Source organism: Streptomyces hokutonensis (assembly GCF_000376565.1).
In the GTDB taxonomy this organism is placed as follows: domain Bacteria; phylum Actinomycetota; class Actinomycetes; order Streptomycetales; family Streptomycetaceae; genus Streptomyces; species Streptomyces hokutonensis.
In genome coordinates this window covers 320,686-337,289 of sequence record NZ_BARG01000038.1, presented here as the reverse complement: position 1 = coordinate 337,289, position 16,604 = coordinate 320,686, and the positions used below count along the sequence as shown (strand labels likewise).

Here is a 16,604-nt window from a genome sequence, read left to right as displayed (position 1 = left end):
CGGTCACTTCTCGGTGAGGATGCTCTTCGTCTTGGCCTGCATGTCGGCGAAGACGCTGTCGTTCTTCTGGCCGCCGAAGTAGGCCTCGATCAGCGGCTCGATCGCGTCCTGGAGGGCCGCGCCGTTACGGAAGTCCGGCGAGGGGTAGAGCTCCTTGTTCTTGAGCATGTCGGTGAAGACAGTGAGGTCGACGCCCTGCGCCTTGAGTGCCTTGGCGGAGGCGTCCATCGAGGCGGGGATGGACGGGAAGAAGGTGCCGGTCGCCGACGCCTTGGTCTGGCAGGCCTCGGAGCCCATGTAGGAGACCCACTTCCAGGCCAGGTCGGGGTTCTTCGTGCCGGCCCAGATGGTGTTGCCGTTGGAGTTGCTGAAGACGGCGCGGGTCTTGCCGTCGGGGCCCAGGACCGTGGGGCCGATGCCGACCTTGATGTTCGGGATCTTGGCGAAGGTGGACGCCGTCCACGATCCGCCGGTCTCCATGGCGACCTTGCCCGAGGAGAGCAGGTCGACGTCGGACACCGTGTTGGTGAAGGTGCCGAGCTTGGGTGCGTAGCCCTTCGCGACGAGGGTGCGGATCCAGTCCATGGTCTTCACCAGGCGCGGGTCGTTGTAGTTCAACTCGGTCGGCCAGTTGGCCTTGTTGCCGAGCCGCCAGCCCGTCGTGGAGACGAAGGAGCTCCAGGTGGACTGGCCCAGGAAGTCCTTGGCGGCCAGCTGGCCGAAGCCGTAGGTCTTGATGTGTGCCTTGTCGAAGCCCGGCTGGTCACCGCGGCGGCCCTTGGTGTCGAGGGTGAGGTGGGCGATCATCCTGCCGATCGTGCCGCCGTCGTCGGGGTTCCAGTTCAGTTTCTGGACGTCGTCGGTGGAGTAGCCGGCCTTGGTGAGCATGTCGGTGTTGTAGTAGAGGCCGGTGGCGGCCCAGTCCAGGGGCAGGCCGTACTGGTGGCCGTCGGTGTACTTCCAGGAGTCGACGCCGACGGAGAACCGTGACAGGTCGAACTTGTCCTTCTTGATGTAGTCGTCCAGCGGGAGGAGTTGATGCTGGTCGGCGTACTGCGGGAAGAACTGGACGCTGTTCTGGAAGGCGTCGGGTGCCTTGCCGGCCACGAAGCCGGCGGTGAGCTTGGTGAAGTAGTCCACGACGTTGTACTGGGTGATCTTCACCTTGGTGCCGGGGTTGGCCTTCTCGAAATCCGTGGCGCAGACCTTGTAGGCGGCGGCCTGCTTGTCGTCCCAGGTCCACCAGTTGAGGGTGGAGGAGCCGGAGCCGCTGCTCGAGCCCGAGGAGCAGGCGGAGACGAGGGCGGTCAGGGTGAGCGCGGCTCCCAGTGCCACGGCCTTGCGAACTCTCATGGTTCCTTCTTTCACTGCTCACTTGAGGCCGGAGAAGCCGATGGAGTTGACGATGCGTCTGCCGAAGGCGATGAAGAGCAGCAGCATCGGCAGCGCCGCGATGAGGGCGGCGGCCATCAACCCGGCCCAGTCGGGGGCGGCTTGGGGTGAGGACTGCTTGAAGACGCCGAGGGCGAGGGTGAGGGGCTGGACGCTCTGGTCGTTGGCGATGAGCAGCGGCCAGAAGTAGTCGTTCCAGGCGTTGACGAACATCAGCAGCGAGACGGTGGCGATCGGCGCGGCCGACATCGGCAGGATGATCCGGAAGAAGATCCGCAGCGGGCCGGCGCCGTCGATGATGGCGGCTTCCTCGACCTCGGTGGACAGGCCGAGCATGAACTGCCGCAGGAAGAACAGCGCGAAGGCCTGGAACAGCCCGCCGGGGAGGATGAGTCCGGCAAAGGTGTCGGTGAGCCCGAGGTCCTTGACCAGCACGAAGTTGGGCAGCAGCGTGAACACGCTGGGCACCATCAGGGCGCTGATCAGGATGTTGAACACCAGGTCGCGGCCACGCCAGTGCAGCCGGGAGAAGGCGTAGGCGGCGGCTGCCGAGAGCAGCACGATGAGCGCCGTCTGCACGGACGCGTAGATCAGCGAGTTGCGCAGATAGATCGCGATGTCGAGGGTGGCACCCGAACCGCCCTGGGCCTGCGCCTCGGCGGTGGTGGCGATACCGAGGACACGTTCGAAGGCGCCCCAGGTGAAGCCCACCGGCAGCGGCGAGGACGGGTTGGTGGCGAGCTGGTAGTTGTTCGACAGCGCGGTGCGCAGGATCCAGTAGAAGGGGAAGAGGGTGACGAGCACGATGCCGCCGAGGTAGGTCCAGGCCACGGCCCTGCCGGGCGAGAACCTGCGGGTGTCCTTCCGGGGCGGACGACGCGGGAGCGCCGCCGGGCCGGGTGCGACGGTGACAGCCATGGGGCGGCCTCCTTCAGCTCAGGTCGGATTCGTTGGCGCGGGCGAGCCGCAGTTGGGTGAAGGTGACCGCGATGAGCAGGGCGAACAGGGCCAGCGACATGGTGGCTGCGTAGCCGAAGTCGAACTGGCGGAAGGCCTTGCGGTAGATGTACATCTGCAGCACGTTCGAGGCGTTGGCCGGACCGCCCTCGGTGGTGACCTGCACGATGTCGAACAGCTGGAACGAGTTGATCACCGTCAGGACGACCACCATGACGAGGATCGGCCGCAGCAGGGGCACGGTCAGCCGGCGGAACATCTGGATCTCGCTCGCGCCGTCGACCCGGCCGGCCTCGTAGATGGTCGGCGGGATGGTCTGCAGTCCGGCGAAGATCAACAGGGCGTAGTAGCCCATCCACTTCCAGACACTGATCGCCGCGAGGGAGGGGATCGCCCATCCCCCGCTGCCGAAGAACAGGACGGAGTGGCCGGTCAGGTGCTTGAGGGCGATGTTGACGATGCCGAGGGTCGGGTCGAGCATCCACTGCCACACCAGCGCGGCGATGACGTTGGAGATCAGGAACGGCAGCAGGATCACTCCGCGCAGCGCCGAGGACCGGGTCACCCGATCGAGCACCACCGCTGTCACCAGCGAGGTCAGGGTGCCGAAGACGACGGACAGCAGGACGAAGTAGCCGGTGACGAGCAGCGAGTGCCAGAAGACGTCGTCTCCGAACAGCTCCCGGAAGTTGGCCAGCCCGACCCATTTCGGCGGGCTCAGGACGTGGAACTCGGTGAAGCTGAGGTAGATGCCGCGCAGGGTCGGATAGGCGTAGAAGGTCGCGAAGCCGATCACTGCGGGCAGGATGAGCAGCAGGGCGACCGGCAGGTCCCGGCGGCGGGCCGCGGCCGAACGCGTGACGGTGGGGCGCCGCCCCTTCCTCGGTGAACTCCTTTTCTTGACCGGCGAGTTGGCTGTGGTGGCCACCACACCCGGCTCACCGGGCCACGGTCTCACCGGCGTTGTGTGGTTGCCCTGCGATGTGACCACCACAGCACCCTCCTTCGTACGGTACGAACTGGTGGATCAGACGGTGATCTTGTCGATGTCCGGCGCGTAGTCGGTCGCGTTGCCGAAGCCGATCGTGTTGTCGCCGGCCTTCAGCGGCACCGGGACGGTGAGGGACTGCGGGGTGCCCCAGGCGTTGTCGTTGGTGCCGGGCACCGGAACCTGGAGCGTCGTGGCCCCAACGGACAGGTCGATGACACGACTTGAGTCGGCGTCCACGTAGTCCAGCTTCAGCAGATACGTGCCGTCCTTCGGCGCGCTCACGTGGGTGAAGGACACGACCCCGCCGCCGAGGTTGCCGATCTTCTTCCCGCCGGAGCAGCCGTCGCAGCCCGCGACGACGGCGTTGCCGGTGAGGATGTTGCCGGGCGCCTCGGCCTCGTGGGCGGTGGGACCACCGGACGCGGGCGTGGTGACCTCAACGACCTTGCTGGGAGCCGATGTTCGACCCTTGGCGTCACGGGCGACGACGGTGAAGGTGTGGGCATCTGCCGCGCTCAGGCCGTTGACGGTCGCCGTGGTGCCGGTGCTGGTGGTCACCGGGCGGCCGTCGGCGTAGACGGTGTAGCGAGTGACGGGCGAGGTGCCGGTGTTCACCTTGTCCCAGGCCAGCGACACGCTCGTGGAGGTGGCGGCGGTGCCGTGGACGCCAAGCGGAGTACCGGGGTTGGCGCCCTGCCGGGTCGGAGTGAAGGTGAAGAGCCGTGAGCCGTGCGGCGGCAGGTTCGCCGTGAGGTGTCCGGAGACGCGGCCGAGGTTCTTGTGCTGCCACAGGTCACGGACCGCGGCCGAGTCGCCAATGCCCAGGTCGGTGAAGTCCGCGGTGACGTCGGCGGTTTCGGAGCCCAGGTTGAACAGGGCGACGGTGTAACTCCCGTCGGGATTACGGGCGTACCAGGTCTGCTGGTTCGTCGTCTGGCTGACCGGCCGCGCGGGATGACCGGCTTGGTCCACGGCGATGACCTCGTCGTTGGTGAGCAACTTCAGCCCGTACGCGTCGAGTTTGGTGAGGTCGTCGCCCGAGTACAGCGGTGCCGACTCGATGGCCCACAGGGTGGCGTAGCTCTGCCGTTCGGCCTCGGTGAGGCCGTCCATGGCGCCGACGCCGACGTTCAGGGAGTCGAGGTTGTTCCAGTGGCCGGGTCCCGCGTCGTCGATCCACTGCACGACGTCGTTCCAGCGCACCTTGAGCGAGTTGTTCCAGGTGACGAGCGTGTCGCAGTAGCACTCGACATCCGTGTCGACCCGCCAGCCGTTGGAGTTGGCCTTCCAGGTGTCCGCCTGGGTGTGACTCAGTGACCAGGAGAGCGTCAACTGGATGGGACGGCCGGTCCGTTGGAGCGCGGTGTGCCAGGCCTTCACGTCCGGGGTGTTGTCGTGGTCGGCGTCGCCCTGCCACGAACCCGGGCCGACACCGTCGACCTTGAGGAAGTCCACACCCCAGCCGGCCAGTTGGTCGGCGAGGGAGTCGATGTACTTCTGTGCGCAGGGGTTGGTGAAGTCCATCTTGTACGCGGAGTTCCACCCGTTGGTCTTCCGCAGGTCGGGATAGACGATGTCCGAGGTGATGCAGCCCGGCACGTTGTGGATCGGTGTCTTCCCGTCGCCGTACGCGACGGGGTCGAGGCCGACCGCCAGGTACAGCCCGAACTTGAGGCCCTTGTGGTGGAGATAGTCGCCCAGCGACTTCATGCCCTGCGGAAACGTGGTGGGGTTCGCGGTCGGCCGGGCGTACTGGTCGAAGCCGCTCGCCCAGCCGGCGTCCACGTTGATGTACTCGTAGCCGTGGGACTTGAGCTTCGAGGCGACCACGTCGGCCTGCTGCTTGACGTGCGCCTCGGTCAGCCAGCTCACCCCGCCGTAGCCGGGATGGCTGGTGGCCTCCAGACTCCAACTGCTCCAGCCCATATAGGGCTTGGCGGCCAGGACCGCCTGTTGCCGAGTCGCGCCGGGGCCCGCGGTCGACGCGGCGGCCGGTGCCGCGAGGGACACCACGAGAGCGCCGGCGGCCAGGACGGACAGGCGACGGAGGAACCCACCGCGCGCACCGGATCTGTGCCGTACGAATGACGCGGGTCCTGCTGGACGAGCCATGTGTTTACTCCATCTCGGCGCGAAAAGGCACGGCGGGGCCCTGGGAAGGTCCGGAAGTGTCCCTGCACGGTCAGCCGCATGGGGAAATTGGTGAGTGGGCGTTCGGATCCGCCCTCGTGGCCGTACGACGACGGCCGGTCGGGGAGGAAACCGGCCGCCACCTGCGTCGGTGGACGTCCCATCCATCTGTCGCGAGGTGCCGCGAATGTAGCCAGGCTTTTCTTCCAGCGTCAACATATTGCGCCGCGCGAATCATCGACATTCGTGGAAAGAATGGAGGCGGATTCGGGAGATGAGGACGGAAGACGGACGTCGATCAGCGCGATCCTTCTTCTATCTTCTTTTCCAGTGGAAATGTATGGTCGCCGCATGACGCTCGCCGATCAGCCCCCCGCGGCCGCTCTGCTCTTCCAGACCCTTCTCGCCCACGGCCCGCTCACGCGCGCCGAAGTCGGGCGCCGTACCGGTCTGTCGCCCGGCGCGGTCACGAAGGTCGCCACTCCGCTGCTGAGCGACGGCTGGATCACCGAGCTGGGCCGCTCCACCGAGCAGACCCAGGGCCGCCCTGCCACGCTCATGGCGGTACGCGGCGAGCGCGCCCGCTTCGTGGGCGTGAAGATCACCGGTGACGAACTCATCGGTGTACTCGCCGACTTGACCGCACGCACCCTGGCCACCGCGCGGTCCGCACTCGGCTCGCGTGACGTCGGCACGGTCGTCCTGGCCGTCGCCCGGCTCGTCGAGAAACTGAACGCGAAGGCCAAGCCGTACGCGCCCGGTGCCCTGCACGGCATCGGCGTCACGATCTCCGGCGACGTCGACGGCCACACCGGGACCGTCCAGTACTCCCCCTTCCTCAACTGGCGCCGCGTACCACTCGCCCAACTGGTGCGGGACGCAACGGAGTTGCCGACCGTCATCGAGAACGACGTCCGCGCCCTGACCGTCGCCGAGCAGTGGTTCGGTGTCGGGGCCGGGCTGTCGTCCTTCGCCCTGGTCACCGTCGGCGCGGGCATCGGCTGCGGCATCTCCATCGGCGGCCGGGTCGTCTCCGGTGCCCACGGCGTCTCGGGCGAGGTCGGCCACCTGCCGGTGGGCGGCACCGACCGCGTGTGCACCTGCGGAAACACCGGCTGCGTGGAAGCCGTCGCCTCCACCCAGGCCATCATCGACCAGGCCCGCCAGGCGACGGGCGACCCCGAGCTGACGATGGACGGCGCGGTCCGCCTCGCCCACGCCGGCAACGCCGCCGTCCGCGCCGTCTTCGCCCGGGCCGGTCACGCCCTGGGCCTGGCGATCGCCTCCGTCGCCAACCTCATCGGCCCCGAACGCATCATCATCTCCGGTGAGGGCGTGGCCACTTACGACCTCTACGAGGACCAGATCCGCGCCACCTTCGCGGCCCGTGCCTTCGGCGCGGCGGCCGACTGCGACCTCGTCGTCAGACCCCTCCCCTTCGAGGAATGGGCCCGCGGCGGCGCCGCCATAGCCGCCCAGCACGTCTTCGCACCCGCCAAGTAGCCAGCGTCGCCTACGAGTTGGCCCCGTCCCGAAAGCGCACGTCATGCTGAAAGCCCTCACCGACCAGAGCATCCGCACTGTCCGCGTCCCACCCGGGCTGCTCCACTACGACCGCCCCGCCACCCGCTGGTTCGAAGCACTGCCCATAGGCAACGGCCGTCTCGGCGGCATGATCTACGGCGGCACCGACCGCGAGCGGATCCAGCTCTCCGAGTCGACCGCATGGTCGGGCGGCCCCTCCACAACGGACTTGAACCCGACCGCCCGCCAGCAGCTCCCGCGCATCCGCGAACTCCTCTTCGCGGGAGACCACGCCGAGGCACAACGGCTCGCAGCCGAGCATCTCCCGGGCAGACCAAGCTTGTTCGGGACCAACCTGCCCCTGCCGGAAGTGCGACTCACCTTCCCCGACGGCCCTCCGGCTCACGACTACCGACGGACGCTGGACCTGGACACGGGCCTCGCCGAGGTCACCTACGAACAGGACGGCGTCCGCTTCACCCGCGAGGTGTTCGCCACCAACCCTCATGGCCTGATGGCGATCCGCCTCACCCCGGACCGTCCCGGCTCGCTGGCCTTCGCCCTCTCGATCCGGGACGGCATACTCCCCGGCAGCACAAGCACCACGGACACCTGCGTCACCTTCGACGGCCATGCGTACGAGAGCCTGCACAGCGACGGGCGGCAGGGCGTCGCCCTGGAGATCCGCGCCCATCTCGAAGCCGAGGGCGGCACCGTGCAACACACTGGAGACACACTCCAGTTGGAGGGCGCCGACAGCGCGGTCGTGTACGTCGTGGTCGGCACCGACTGGGCCGGAGCGGACCCGCGAAAGCGCGCGGAATCACTGCTGTCCGCAGGCATGGAGGCCGGATACGAGACAGTGCGGGCAGCACACATCGCGGACCACCAGTCGCTGATGCGACGCGTCTCACTGGATCTCGGTTCACCGCCGCCCGACCTCGCGTCCGCCCCCACCGACACCCGCCGCGAACGGCTCGCCTCCGGCAAGGCCGACAACGCGCTGATGGCCCTCTACTTCCAGTACGGCCGCTACCTCACGGTGGCCGGCTCCCGCCCCAACTCCCCTTTGCCGCTTGCCCTGCAGGGCCTGTGGAACGACGGCCTGGCCAGCAGCGCGCCCTGGACCAATGACTTCCACCTGGACATGAACACCCAGCAGAATTACTGGGCCGCCGAACCGACCAACCTGGCCGAGTGCCAGGAGCCACTGTTCGGCCTACTGGACATCCTGGCGGACCAAGGCCGTTCCACCGCCCAGCAGTTGTACGGCGCTCCGGGCTGGGTCGCGCACACGGTGACCAACGCGTGGGGATACACGGCACCCGGCTCCGGTATCGGCTGGGGCATGAACGTGACCGGCGGGGCCTGGCTGGCCCTCCAGTTGTGGGAGCACTTCGAGTACGGCCGCGACGAGACGTTCCTCCGGGAGCGCGCGTACCCGGTACTGCGCGGAGCCGCCGAGTTCCTGCTCGCCTACACGGTCGAGGAGCCGGAGCACGGTCTGCTCGTCACCGGGCCGTCCGAGTCGCCGGAGAACTGGTATCTCGCGCCCGACGGCAGCCGGTGTTCCGTGTCCATGGGGGCGACCGCGGACCGGGTGTTCATGGAGGCGGTGCTGCGGATCTGCGCGGAGAGTGCCGAACTGCTCGGTGTCGACGCCGACTTGAGGACCAGCATCGCCGCCGCGCGCCGCCGACTGCCGCCGTTCCGCATCGGACGACACGGGCAACTGCAGGAGTGGCTTCACGACTACGAAGAGGCCGAGCCCAGTCACCGGCACACCTCCCACCTCAGCGCACTGTTCCCGGAGCGCCAGATCACCCCGCGCGACACCCCGGACCTGGCACGCGCGGCCGAGGTCACCATTGCGCGCAGACAGCAGGCCCCGGGCTGGGAGCAGACCGAGTGGGTCGAGGCCAACTTCACTGTCTATTTCGCCCGGTTGCTCAACGGCGACGCGGCCCTGAAGCACCTCACCAGCCTGATCGCGGACGCCAGCGAGGCGAACCTGATGTCGTTCTCGGCCGGCGGGGTGGCGGGCGCGGCGCAGAACATCTACTCCTTCGACGGCAACGCCGGCGGCACGGCCGGGATCGCCGAGATGCTGCTCCAGTCCGACGGACGGGACGTGGAACTGCTCCCCGCGCTGCCCGCCGCATGGCCGGGGGGCAGCGTGTACGGACTGCGCGCCCGTGGCGGTCTCACCGTGGACATCCGTTGGAAAGCAGGGAAGTTGGAGGCCGCGTGCATCCGGGCGGCACGAGCCGCCGACGTCCGGGTGCGTTACGGCGCGGACCTCCTCGACATACGGCTCGCCGAGGGAGAGACGCTTGCCCTCGGCCTCGGCTGAGGGCAAGCGTCGATGACAGCGTCACTGCGCGATCTGGCCGCCGTCGACGAGGAGGGTCTGTCCGGTCATCGCGGTGCCGTCGAGCGCCACGAAGGCCACGGCCGCAGCGATCTCCTCGGCCTCCAGCAGCCGGCCCATCGGGATCTGGTCGATCCACTGCGTCATCCGGCGGGGATCGTCCATCCCGACCGTGTCGAGGATGGGGGTGCGGGTCCGTCCCGGCGCGACGGCGTTGACCCGGACCCCGTACTGCGCCCACTCGACGGCGAGCGACCGCGCGAGCTGGGAGACACCGGCCTTCGCGACGTCGTAGGCGACGTGGTACTCGGGGTTGGACCCGATGAAGGCGGCGATGGAGGAGATGTTCACGATCGATCCGGAGCGCCGGTGCACGAAGTGCCGGCCGAACTCGCGGCAGGCCACGAAGGTGCCGGTCAGGTCGGTGTCGAGGACGCGGTGCCAGATCGCGTCGGTCACGTCGAGGGCCGCGTTCTCGTGGGCGATACCGGCGTTGTTGACCAGGACGTCGACGCGGTCGAAGCGCCGTACGACCTCGTCCGCGACCTCCGCGACGGCCCGAGGGTCGGCGACGTCCAGGGGCAGGAAGTCGCCGCCGGTCTCCTTGGCGACGGCGGTTCCGGTCTCGGTGTTGCGGTCGGTGACGACGACCCGTACGCCCCGGGCCGCGAGCGCCAGGGCGATGGCGCGCCCGATTCCCTGGCCCGCGCCGGTGACGACGGCCACGCGGTCGTCGGTCTGCTCGGTCATCTCGTTCCTTTCCTCGGTGGACGGTCGGGGTCTCACAGGGTGCGGGCCGAGCCCACCGCAGGGAGCTGCCAGCGGACCCGGGCGGCCGGTTCGATCGCGGTGGAGGCCCCCGGGCTCTGCGGGCGCTCCATGAGTCCTTCGCGTACGACGCTGCGCTCGACGAAGGCTTCCTGCGTCCAGGGGATGAACTCGACAAGGGGCGGCACCTCCGACAGGACGGTGCCCACCAGGTGCTGGTGCACCTGCATCATGTCGCCCGCGTGCGGTGCCAGCCGCAGGCCCCGGGCCGCCGCGTGTGCCGCGACCTGGAGGAACTCGGTGACGCCGCCGACCCGGGTGACGTCGGCCTGGACGACGCGGATGGCGTCGGCGGCCATGAAGGAGGCGAACTGGTGGTACGAGTAGATGCTTTCGCCGGCCGCCACGTCCAGCCGCGTCGACGACTGGAGGCGGGTGTGGGCCTGGAGGTCGTCGGCGTGGAAGGGCTCCTCCACCCAGTCCATCGCGGCCTCCTCGAGGACCGGCATGATCTGGTTGGCGGTCGACAGGTCCCAGCGCTGGTTGGCGTCGCACATCAGGGTCACGTCGTCGCCGAGCGCCTTGCGGACCGCGCGGACGCGCCGGGCGTCCTCCCGCCAGTCGGACCGGCCCACCTTGATCTTCACCCGGGACCAGCCGTGGTCGACCAGCGAGGTGAGGTCCCGGACCAGGTCGGAGTCGCTGAGGTTGAGCCAGCCGCCGTCGGTGTTGTACGCCTCGACGCTCTCCTGGGTGCCGCCCAACAGCCGCCACAGGGGCATCCCGGCGCGCTGTGCGGCGAGGTCCCACAGGGCGATGTCGACCATGGCCAGCGCCATGTGGACGACACCGGCCCGGCCGATCCAGTGCGTGGGCAGCCAGTACAGGCGTTTCCAGGTGCCGAGGATGTCCTCCGAGGAGGTGTCGAGGAGGGCGTCGGCATAGTAGGAGAGGATCACGTCGGAGAGGAGTTCGGGAGCGCAGTGCACACCGGAGATCCCGGTCCCGATCCGGCCGTCGGCGGTACGGATCTCGACCACGGGCACCGTCCAGTGCGCCATGGCGGCCGTGGAGTCGGCGATGGGCCGCTTCAGGGGCACGGCGAGTGCGTAGGTCTCCACGGAGGTGATCACGGCACCGTCGTCGCCGCGAAGGAGATCCGCTCCGTGCGCGGACAGCAGCCCGCGGGCAGTGCCGAAAGAAGTCTGATCGGTCATTGTCCCAGTCGGCCATGGTCTCCAAAACTCGTCAACAGTGAAATACGAATACCGGTGATCCGCCGCGCAGATGACCGTAAGAAGAGGAGGTTCGGCCAATGACGCTCGAACTGGCCTGGTTGCGTACCTGGGTTGAGGTCGTCGATACCGGTGGCTTCACCAGGGCGGCGGACAAACTGCATTTGTCGCAGCCGCGCGTATCGGCGCACATCGCGAATCTGGAACGCGAACTCGGCTGTCTGCTCATCGAACGCCGTATCCGCCCGCTCACCCTCACCGACGACGGGCGCGCGCTGCTGGCCCGGGCGCGCGCGGTGCTCGCGGCGGCGGACGAATTGGTCACCGCGCGCCAGACCGATCTGGGGAACATCACCGGAAGCGTCACCGTCGCGAGTTTCGCCAGCGCGAGTGCGGAGTTCCTGCCGGGAGTCATCACGTCCTTGCAGGCGAGATATCCGGGGATCCGGGTGGCGGTCCTGGACGGGGACGTGGACTTCATCGAGGCGGCGCTGTCCGAGCGCCGGGTCTCAGTGGCCCTCCGCACGGTCCGGCCCGAACCGCACGACCACGCCTTCACCATGCGGCCGTTGTGGCGCGAGCCGTATGTGATGCTCGCGCCGACCGGTCATCCCCTGCTCAAGAAGAGCGAGGTCGAACTCGCCGACTTCGCGAACCAGCGCGTCATCACGATCGGCGATCCGCTCGCCAACACGGTGGTCGGATACGAGGCCGAGGTCGAGTTGAGCATCCAGAACCTGGTCTCGCCGAACGGAATCGTGTCGCATCAGCCCACCACGCTGGGTGCCATGGTGCGCGCCGGACACGGACTCGGGATCATCAACCATCTGGGCGCGGTGATGATTCTGCGCGAAGGAATGGAAATGCGCCCCCTTCACCAACTCAACCGCTTTCGGGACGTGGGAGTGTGGTGGCATTCGGAGCGTCCGCTGGGCGCAGCCGCACAGGCTTTCATCCGAGCGGTGATGAGAGCCCCCAGACCTGAGGGCACAACAGCCATTCCACCGGTATGACATGACCCGCTTCCATTCGCGGAGCGAATACCCGGCATCTGCTATTCGGGCGTTGACGATCACGGGTGCCCGGGGCCAGGTTGAGGGAAAACGAACGGAGTCGCGATGACCAGTGTCCGAACGTACGCAGATCTCGAAGTGGCGGTCCGCAGTGAGACCTCGGACGTCGGCGAGGGACCGGTCTTCGATCCTCGCACCGGGCATCTCCTCTGGGTGGACATCTACGGCCGCAAGGTGTTCGAGGACGATCTGTCCACCGGTCGGCAGACCGTCCACGAGGTCGGCACGATGGTCGGCACGGTCGCGCCCCGCGAGTCGCACGACGGTTTCGCCGTAGCGGTTGCCGAGGGGTTCGGCTACGTCACCGACGACGGGCTGACACTGGTCGATCCCGTGCTGCCCGAACCGAACCTGCGCATGAACGACGGCAAGGTCGACTCCCGCGGCAGGTTCTGGGCGGGCAGCAACGACATGGAGTTCGCACCCGGCCAGGGCCGGTTGCACCGCTGGGACGGCGACGGGCCGAGCGTCGTCGTCGCGGACGGCCTCGTGCTGCCCAACGGGCTGGGCTGGAACGCCGAGGACACCGTCATGTACCTCGCCGACAGCTACGCCAACCTCCTCTACCGCGCGGACTTCCACGCGGAGCCGGGCGAACTCGGCCGCCTGGAGGTGCTGACCAAGACCGAGGGAGTGGGCGTCCCCGACGGTCTCGCCGTCGACGTCGAGGGCTGCTTCTGGGTGGCCATGCACGGCGCTCGCGAAGTGCGACGCTACGACCCGACAGGGCGCGTGGTCGGACTCGTTCCCGTGCCCGTGCTTCAGCCGACGAGCTGCGCCTTCGGCACGGACGGCCGCCTGTTCATCACGTCCGCGCGAAACGGCCTGTCCGCCGAGGAGTTGGCCAGGTCCCCGCTGTCGGGTTCCGTCTTCGTCGTCGAGACCGGAACGGCAGGAGTCCCTGTCCACCCGTTCCGGGCCTGACCCAACTGCCGCCGGGGCGACGGGCATTCGTATTCCGGATGACCGACCATCGATAACCGTCTTTCCCTTGCGCGGTGTTGGGGCCCTACGGTCGATCACGTGAACAGCGAACGTCGAGACGCACAGGGATCGAAACCGCTGGTGCCTCGTCCCGGCGTGGACGACATAGGCCTGCTTCTCGTGGCAGCGGCGCGAGGGACACTCCTCGAGCTACCAGACGGCACGGCACCGGCCGTCGAGGACATCCCCGCCGGGCACAAGGTCGCGCTGCACGACATTCCGAAGGGCACTCCGGTCCGCAAGTACGGCGAGGTCATCGGCGTGGCCCTCGCCGACATCCCGGCCGGCGGGCACGTCCACGTGCACAACCTGGGCGTCGGCCAGTGGGAAGAGCCGACCCCGCACCAGTCACCGACACGGTCACGACCGTCCGGTGTCTCTCCCACCCGCGACCACTTCCTCGGCTACCGCAGGGCCGACGGGCGCGCCGCCACCCGGAACTACGTCGTCGTGGTCCCGACCGTGAACTGCTCGGCCACGGTGGCCCGGATGATCGCCCAGCAGGCCGACGCCGTCCACAAGGGGACACCCGGTCTCGACGGTGTCATCGCGCTCCCGCACGACCTCGGCTGCGGAATGGCGGAGGGCACACCTGGGGATGCCGTCCTGCGCCGCACGCTGCACGGTTACCTCGGCCACGCCAACGTCGCGGCGGCCCTGCTGATCAGTCTCGGCTGCGAGGTGAACCAGCCCGAAAACCTGCTCCCCGACGGCGACTTGGGCGCCGAGACACTCACCATCCAGCAACTCGGCGGTACGGCGGCCACGGTGAACGCGGCACTCGACCGCATCGCGGACCTGGTCCCACGCATCACGCGGACCCACCGCACGCCGATCCCACTCTCGGACCTGACCCTGGGCCTCCAATGCGGCGGCAGCGACGCCTACTCCGGCCTGACCGCGAACCCCACGCTCGGTGTCGCGGCCGATCTGCTCGTCGCGGCCGGCGGGCGTGTCGTACTCGGCGAGACCCCGGAGATCTACGGCGCCCACCATCTGCTGCGGGACCGGGCGACGACCCCGGAGTCGGCGGCGCGCATCGACCAACTCATCGACTGGTGGCAGGAGTACGCGGCCGCGGGCGGCGCGACCCTCGACAACAATCCGTCGCGGGGAAACCGGGCCGGCGGGATCACCACCATCTGGGAGAAGTCCCTGGGCGCCGTGCTCAAGTCCGGGACGAGTCCGCTGAACGACGTCGTCGGCTACGCGGAGCCGGTCACCGCGCCGGGCCTCACCTTCATGGACACCCCCGGCTACGACCCGGTGTCGGCCACCGGGATGGTCGCGGGCGGCGCCAACCTGCTCGCCTTCACGACCGGCCGCGGCTCGTTGTTCGGCTCCCGTCCCGTCCCGTGTCTGAAGATCAGCACCACCAGCGGGCTGTACGAGCGGATGCGCGGCGACATCGACTTCGACGCCGGGCCCGCCATGAGCCACACCGATCAAGTCGCTTACGGCACCGCCCTGTTCGAGGCCCTGGTGGACCTGGCCTCCGGTGCGGAGAGCAAGTCCGAGGCGCTCGGGTTCGGGACGGAGGAGATCGTGCCGTGGCGTATGGGAGCGGTGCTGTGAGGGTCAGCCGGACTACTGGCCGCGAGCCCGCAGTCGGCGCAGCATGCGTGGGTCCTCGAAGCCGACCGAGCGGGCGGCGGCGTCGATCGTGGTGCCGTGGCTGATGAGGTGCTCGGCGCGTTCGAGGCGGAGGGTCTGCTGGTAGCGCAGCGGGGTGAGTCCGGTGGCCCGGGTGAAGAGGCGGGTGAGGGTGCGTTCGCTGACGCCGACGGCCGAGGCGAGGGCGGGCAGGGGCAGCGCCTCGTCGAAGCGGGTGTCGATGAGGTCCTGGGCGCGGTGCACGGTGTCGTCCAGGTGGGAGCGGTGCCGGAGCATCGCGCTGGACTGCGGTTCGTGGCCGTTGCGGCGGGCGTAGACGACCATGTCCCGGGCGATCTGGGCGGCCACGGCGGGGCCGTGCCGGGTGGCGACGATGTGCAGGGCGAGGTCGATGCCGCTGGCGATGCCCGCCGAGGTGATGACCCGGTCGTCGGTGGTGAAGAGGACGTCCCGGACGACGGTCGCCCTGGGGTGGCGCAGCGCGAGTTCTTCCTGCACGTCGTGGTGGGTGGTGCAGTGGCGGCCGTCGAGAAGTCCGGCCCGGCCGAGCGCGTCGGCTCCGGCGCAGACGCTGGCCACCGTTCCGCCGCGGGCGTGGTGCTCCCGTAGGACCCGCAGGGGCGTGGGCCCGATGGCGGGCCCCTGGGCGAGCCGGAGCGAACGCCAGCCGGGCACCACGATCAGGTCCTCGCGGCCGAGCTCGGGCCAGTCGAGCCCGGCCGTCAGCGGCAGCCCCTGGGCACTGGTGACCTCGGGTTGCTCGGCGACGTAGGAGAGCGTGTAGGGGTGCCCGAAGTCGGCCGCCGTGGAGAAGACCTGCGCGGGGCCGGCCAGGTCCAGCAGATGGACTCCGGGTACCAGGAAGAAGACGACGTGGCTCACGATCCGGTCATCATGCCTGATCGGCCGCGGCGGCTTCCAGTTCGGCGACCGTCGCGATGGTGGCGAACCGGCCGGCGAGGGCGTACTCGGTGCGGCGAATGATCTCGTCGGCGGGGAGGGTGCGGGGGTCGGCCAGGAGTTCGGCGACGGTCTGGTCGGCGGGGGCGTCGCGGTGCGCGATGGGGTTGGTGGCCGTCGCGTCGGTGACGAAGGTGACCTGGTAGCCGAAGTCGCTCGCGACCCGGGTGGTGGTCTCGACGCACTGTTCGGTGCGGATACCGCAGATGGTGAGCTCGCGGACGCCCTGCTCGGTGAGGATCTGCTGCAGGTTGGTGGTGGTGAAGGCGTTGTGCGAGGTCTTGTGGAGGAGCGGTTCGCCCTCCGCGCGCTCCAGTCCTTCGATGAGGCGGACGTGGCCGAGGGCCGGGTCGAAGACGTCGCCACTGCCGGGCTCGGAGTGCAGCACCCATACGACCAGGTCGCCCGCCCGCCGGGCCAGCTGCACCAGGCGGTCGGCCTGCTCGGCGATCTTCGGGTCGGAGATGGTCTCCCACAGGGGGCGGGCGCGGAAGGATTCCTGGACGTCGATGACGATCAGTGCTCGGTTCATGTCCCAAGACTGCGCCGTGCGGGTGGGGCGGCGACAGGCCGCATCGGGTCCGGGACCGGACCGATCCGGTCAC

Annotated in this window: 13 protein-coding genes; 5 read left to right on the top strand and 8 right to left on the bottom strand. The window is 68.8% G+C overall.

What is annotated here, in order from left to right; translation table 11 throughout:
• Nucleotides 1-3: 3 nt before the first annotated feature.
• From SSP08S_RS24085 to SSP08S_RS24070, 4 genes are read right to left on the bottom strand one after another with little or no spacing between them, the layout of a single operon-like run.
• On the bottom strand, nt 4-1,353 hold the full coding sequence (locus SSP08S_RS24085) for an ABC transporter substrate-binding protein (protein ID WP_026178781.1): 1,350 nt from the start codon (nt 1,351-1,353) through the stop codon (nt 4-6).
• Between the two features lie 18 nt (nt 1,354-1,371).
• On the bottom strand, nt 1,372-2,310 hold the full coding sequence (locus tag SSP08S_RS24080) for a carbohydrate ABC transporter permease (RefSeq protein WP_019070201.1): 939 nt from the start codon (nt 2,308-2,310) through the stop codon (nt 1,372-1,374).
• Nucleotides 2,311-2,323: 13 nt separating this feature from the next.
• Entirely contained in the window at nt 2,324-3,343 is a 1,020-nt protein-coding gene (locus tag SSP08S_RS24075) for a carbohydrate ABC transporter permease (RefSeq protein ID WP_019070200.1), read from the bottom strand.
• 33 nt (nt 3,344-3,376) lie between these two features.
• Nucleotides 3,377-5,452, bottom strand: coding sequence for a fibronectin type III domain-containing protein (locus SSP08S_RS24070; protein ID WP_026178780.1), 2,076 nt, complete (start codon nt 5,450-5,452; stop codon nt 3,377-3,379).
• Nucleotides 5,453-5,821: 369 nt separating this feature from the next.
• Between SSP08S_RS24070 and SSP08S_RS24065 the strand changes: the two genes are divergently transcribed.
• Both SSP08S_RS24065 and SSP08S_RS24060 read left to right on the top strand, forming a co-directional pair.
• Nucleotides 5,822-6,973 carry an ROK family transcriptional regulator gene (locus SSP08S_RS24065; RefSeq protein ID WP_019070198.1) on the top strand — a complete coding sequence of 384 codons (1,152 nt, stop codon included), beginning with the start codon at nt 5,822-5,824 and terminating at the stop codon, nt 6,971-6,973.
• Between the two features lie 43 nt (nt 6,974-7,016).
• A complete protein-coding gene (locus SSP08S_RS24060; RefSeq protein WP_019070197.1) occupies nt 7,017-9,347 on the top strand; it encodes a glycoside hydrolase family 95 protein in 2,331 nt (776 codons plus the stop codon).
• A 21-nt stretch (nt 9,348-9,368) separates the two neighbouring features.
• Here the strand turns inward: SSP08S_RS24060 and SSP08S_RS24055 are convergent, their stop codons facing one another.
• Together SSP08S_RS24055 and SSP08S_RS24050 are read right to left on the bottom strand one after the other, a co-directional pair.
• Nucleotides 9,369-10,115: an SDR family NAD(P)-dependent oxidoreductase gene (locus SSP08S_RS24055; RefSeq protein WP_019070196.1), complete on the bottom strand. Its 747-nt coding sequence runs from the start codon at nt 10,113-10,115 to the stop codon at nt 9,369-9,371.
• Between the two features lie 32 nt (nt 10,116-10,147).
• Complete coding sequence (locus SSP08S_RS24050) at nt 10,148-11,350, bottom strand: mandelate racemase/muconate lactonizing enzyme family protein (RefSeq protein ID WP_019070195.1); 1,203 nt, start codon at nt 11,348-11,350, stop codon at nt 10,148-10,150.
• A gap of 98 nt (nt 11,351-11,448) precedes the next feature.
• Between SSP08S_RS24050 and SSP08S_RS24045 the strand changes: the two genes are divergently transcribed.
• The 3 genes from SSP08S_RS24045 (at nt 11,449) to SSP08S_RS24035 (ending at nt 15,000) form a co-directional block, all read left to right on the top strand.
• A complete protein-coding gene (locus SSP08S_RS24045; RefSeq protein WP_019070194.1) occupies nt 11,449-12,381 on the top strand; it encodes a LysR family transcriptional regulator in 933 nt (310 codons plus the stop codon).
• A 105-nt stretch (nt 12,382-12,486) separates the two neighbouring features.
• Nucleotides 12,487-13,365, top strand: a complete 879-nt coding sequence (locus SSP08S_RS24040; protein WP_019070193.1) for an SMP-30/gluconolactonase/LRE family protein — start codon at nt 12,487-12,489, stop codon at nt 13,363-13,365.
• A gap of 99 nt (nt 13,366-13,464) precedes the next feature.
• Nucleotides 13,465-15,000 (top strand): UxaA family hydrolase, encoded by a 1,536-nt coding sequence (locus SSP08S_RS24035; protein ID WP_218006659.1) that lies wholly within the window; start codon nt 13,465-13,467, stop codon nt 14,998-15,000.
• A gap of 12 nt (nt 15,001-15,012) precedes the next feature.
• On the opposite strand, the gene SSP08S_RS24030 is transcribed toward SSP08S_RS24035, so the two are convergent.
• Together SSP08S_RS24030 and SSP08S_RS24025 are read right to left on the bottom strand one after the other, a co-directional pair.
• Nucleotides 15,013-15,921, bottom strand: a complete 909-nt coding sequence (locus SSP08S_RS24030; RefSeq protein ID WP_019070191.1) for a GlxA family transcriptional regulator — start codon at nt 15,919-15,921, stop codon at nt 15,013-15,015.
• Between the two features lie 10 nt (nt 15,922-15,931).
• The gene (locus SSP08S_RS24025; protein WP_019070190.1) at nt 15,932-16,531 is read right to left on the bottom strand and encodes an isochorismatase family protein; all 600 of its coding nucleotides are present in this window, start codon (nt 16,529-16,531) and stop codon (nt 15,932-15,934) included.
• Between the last annotated feature and the right edge of the window lie 73 nt (nt 16,532-16,604).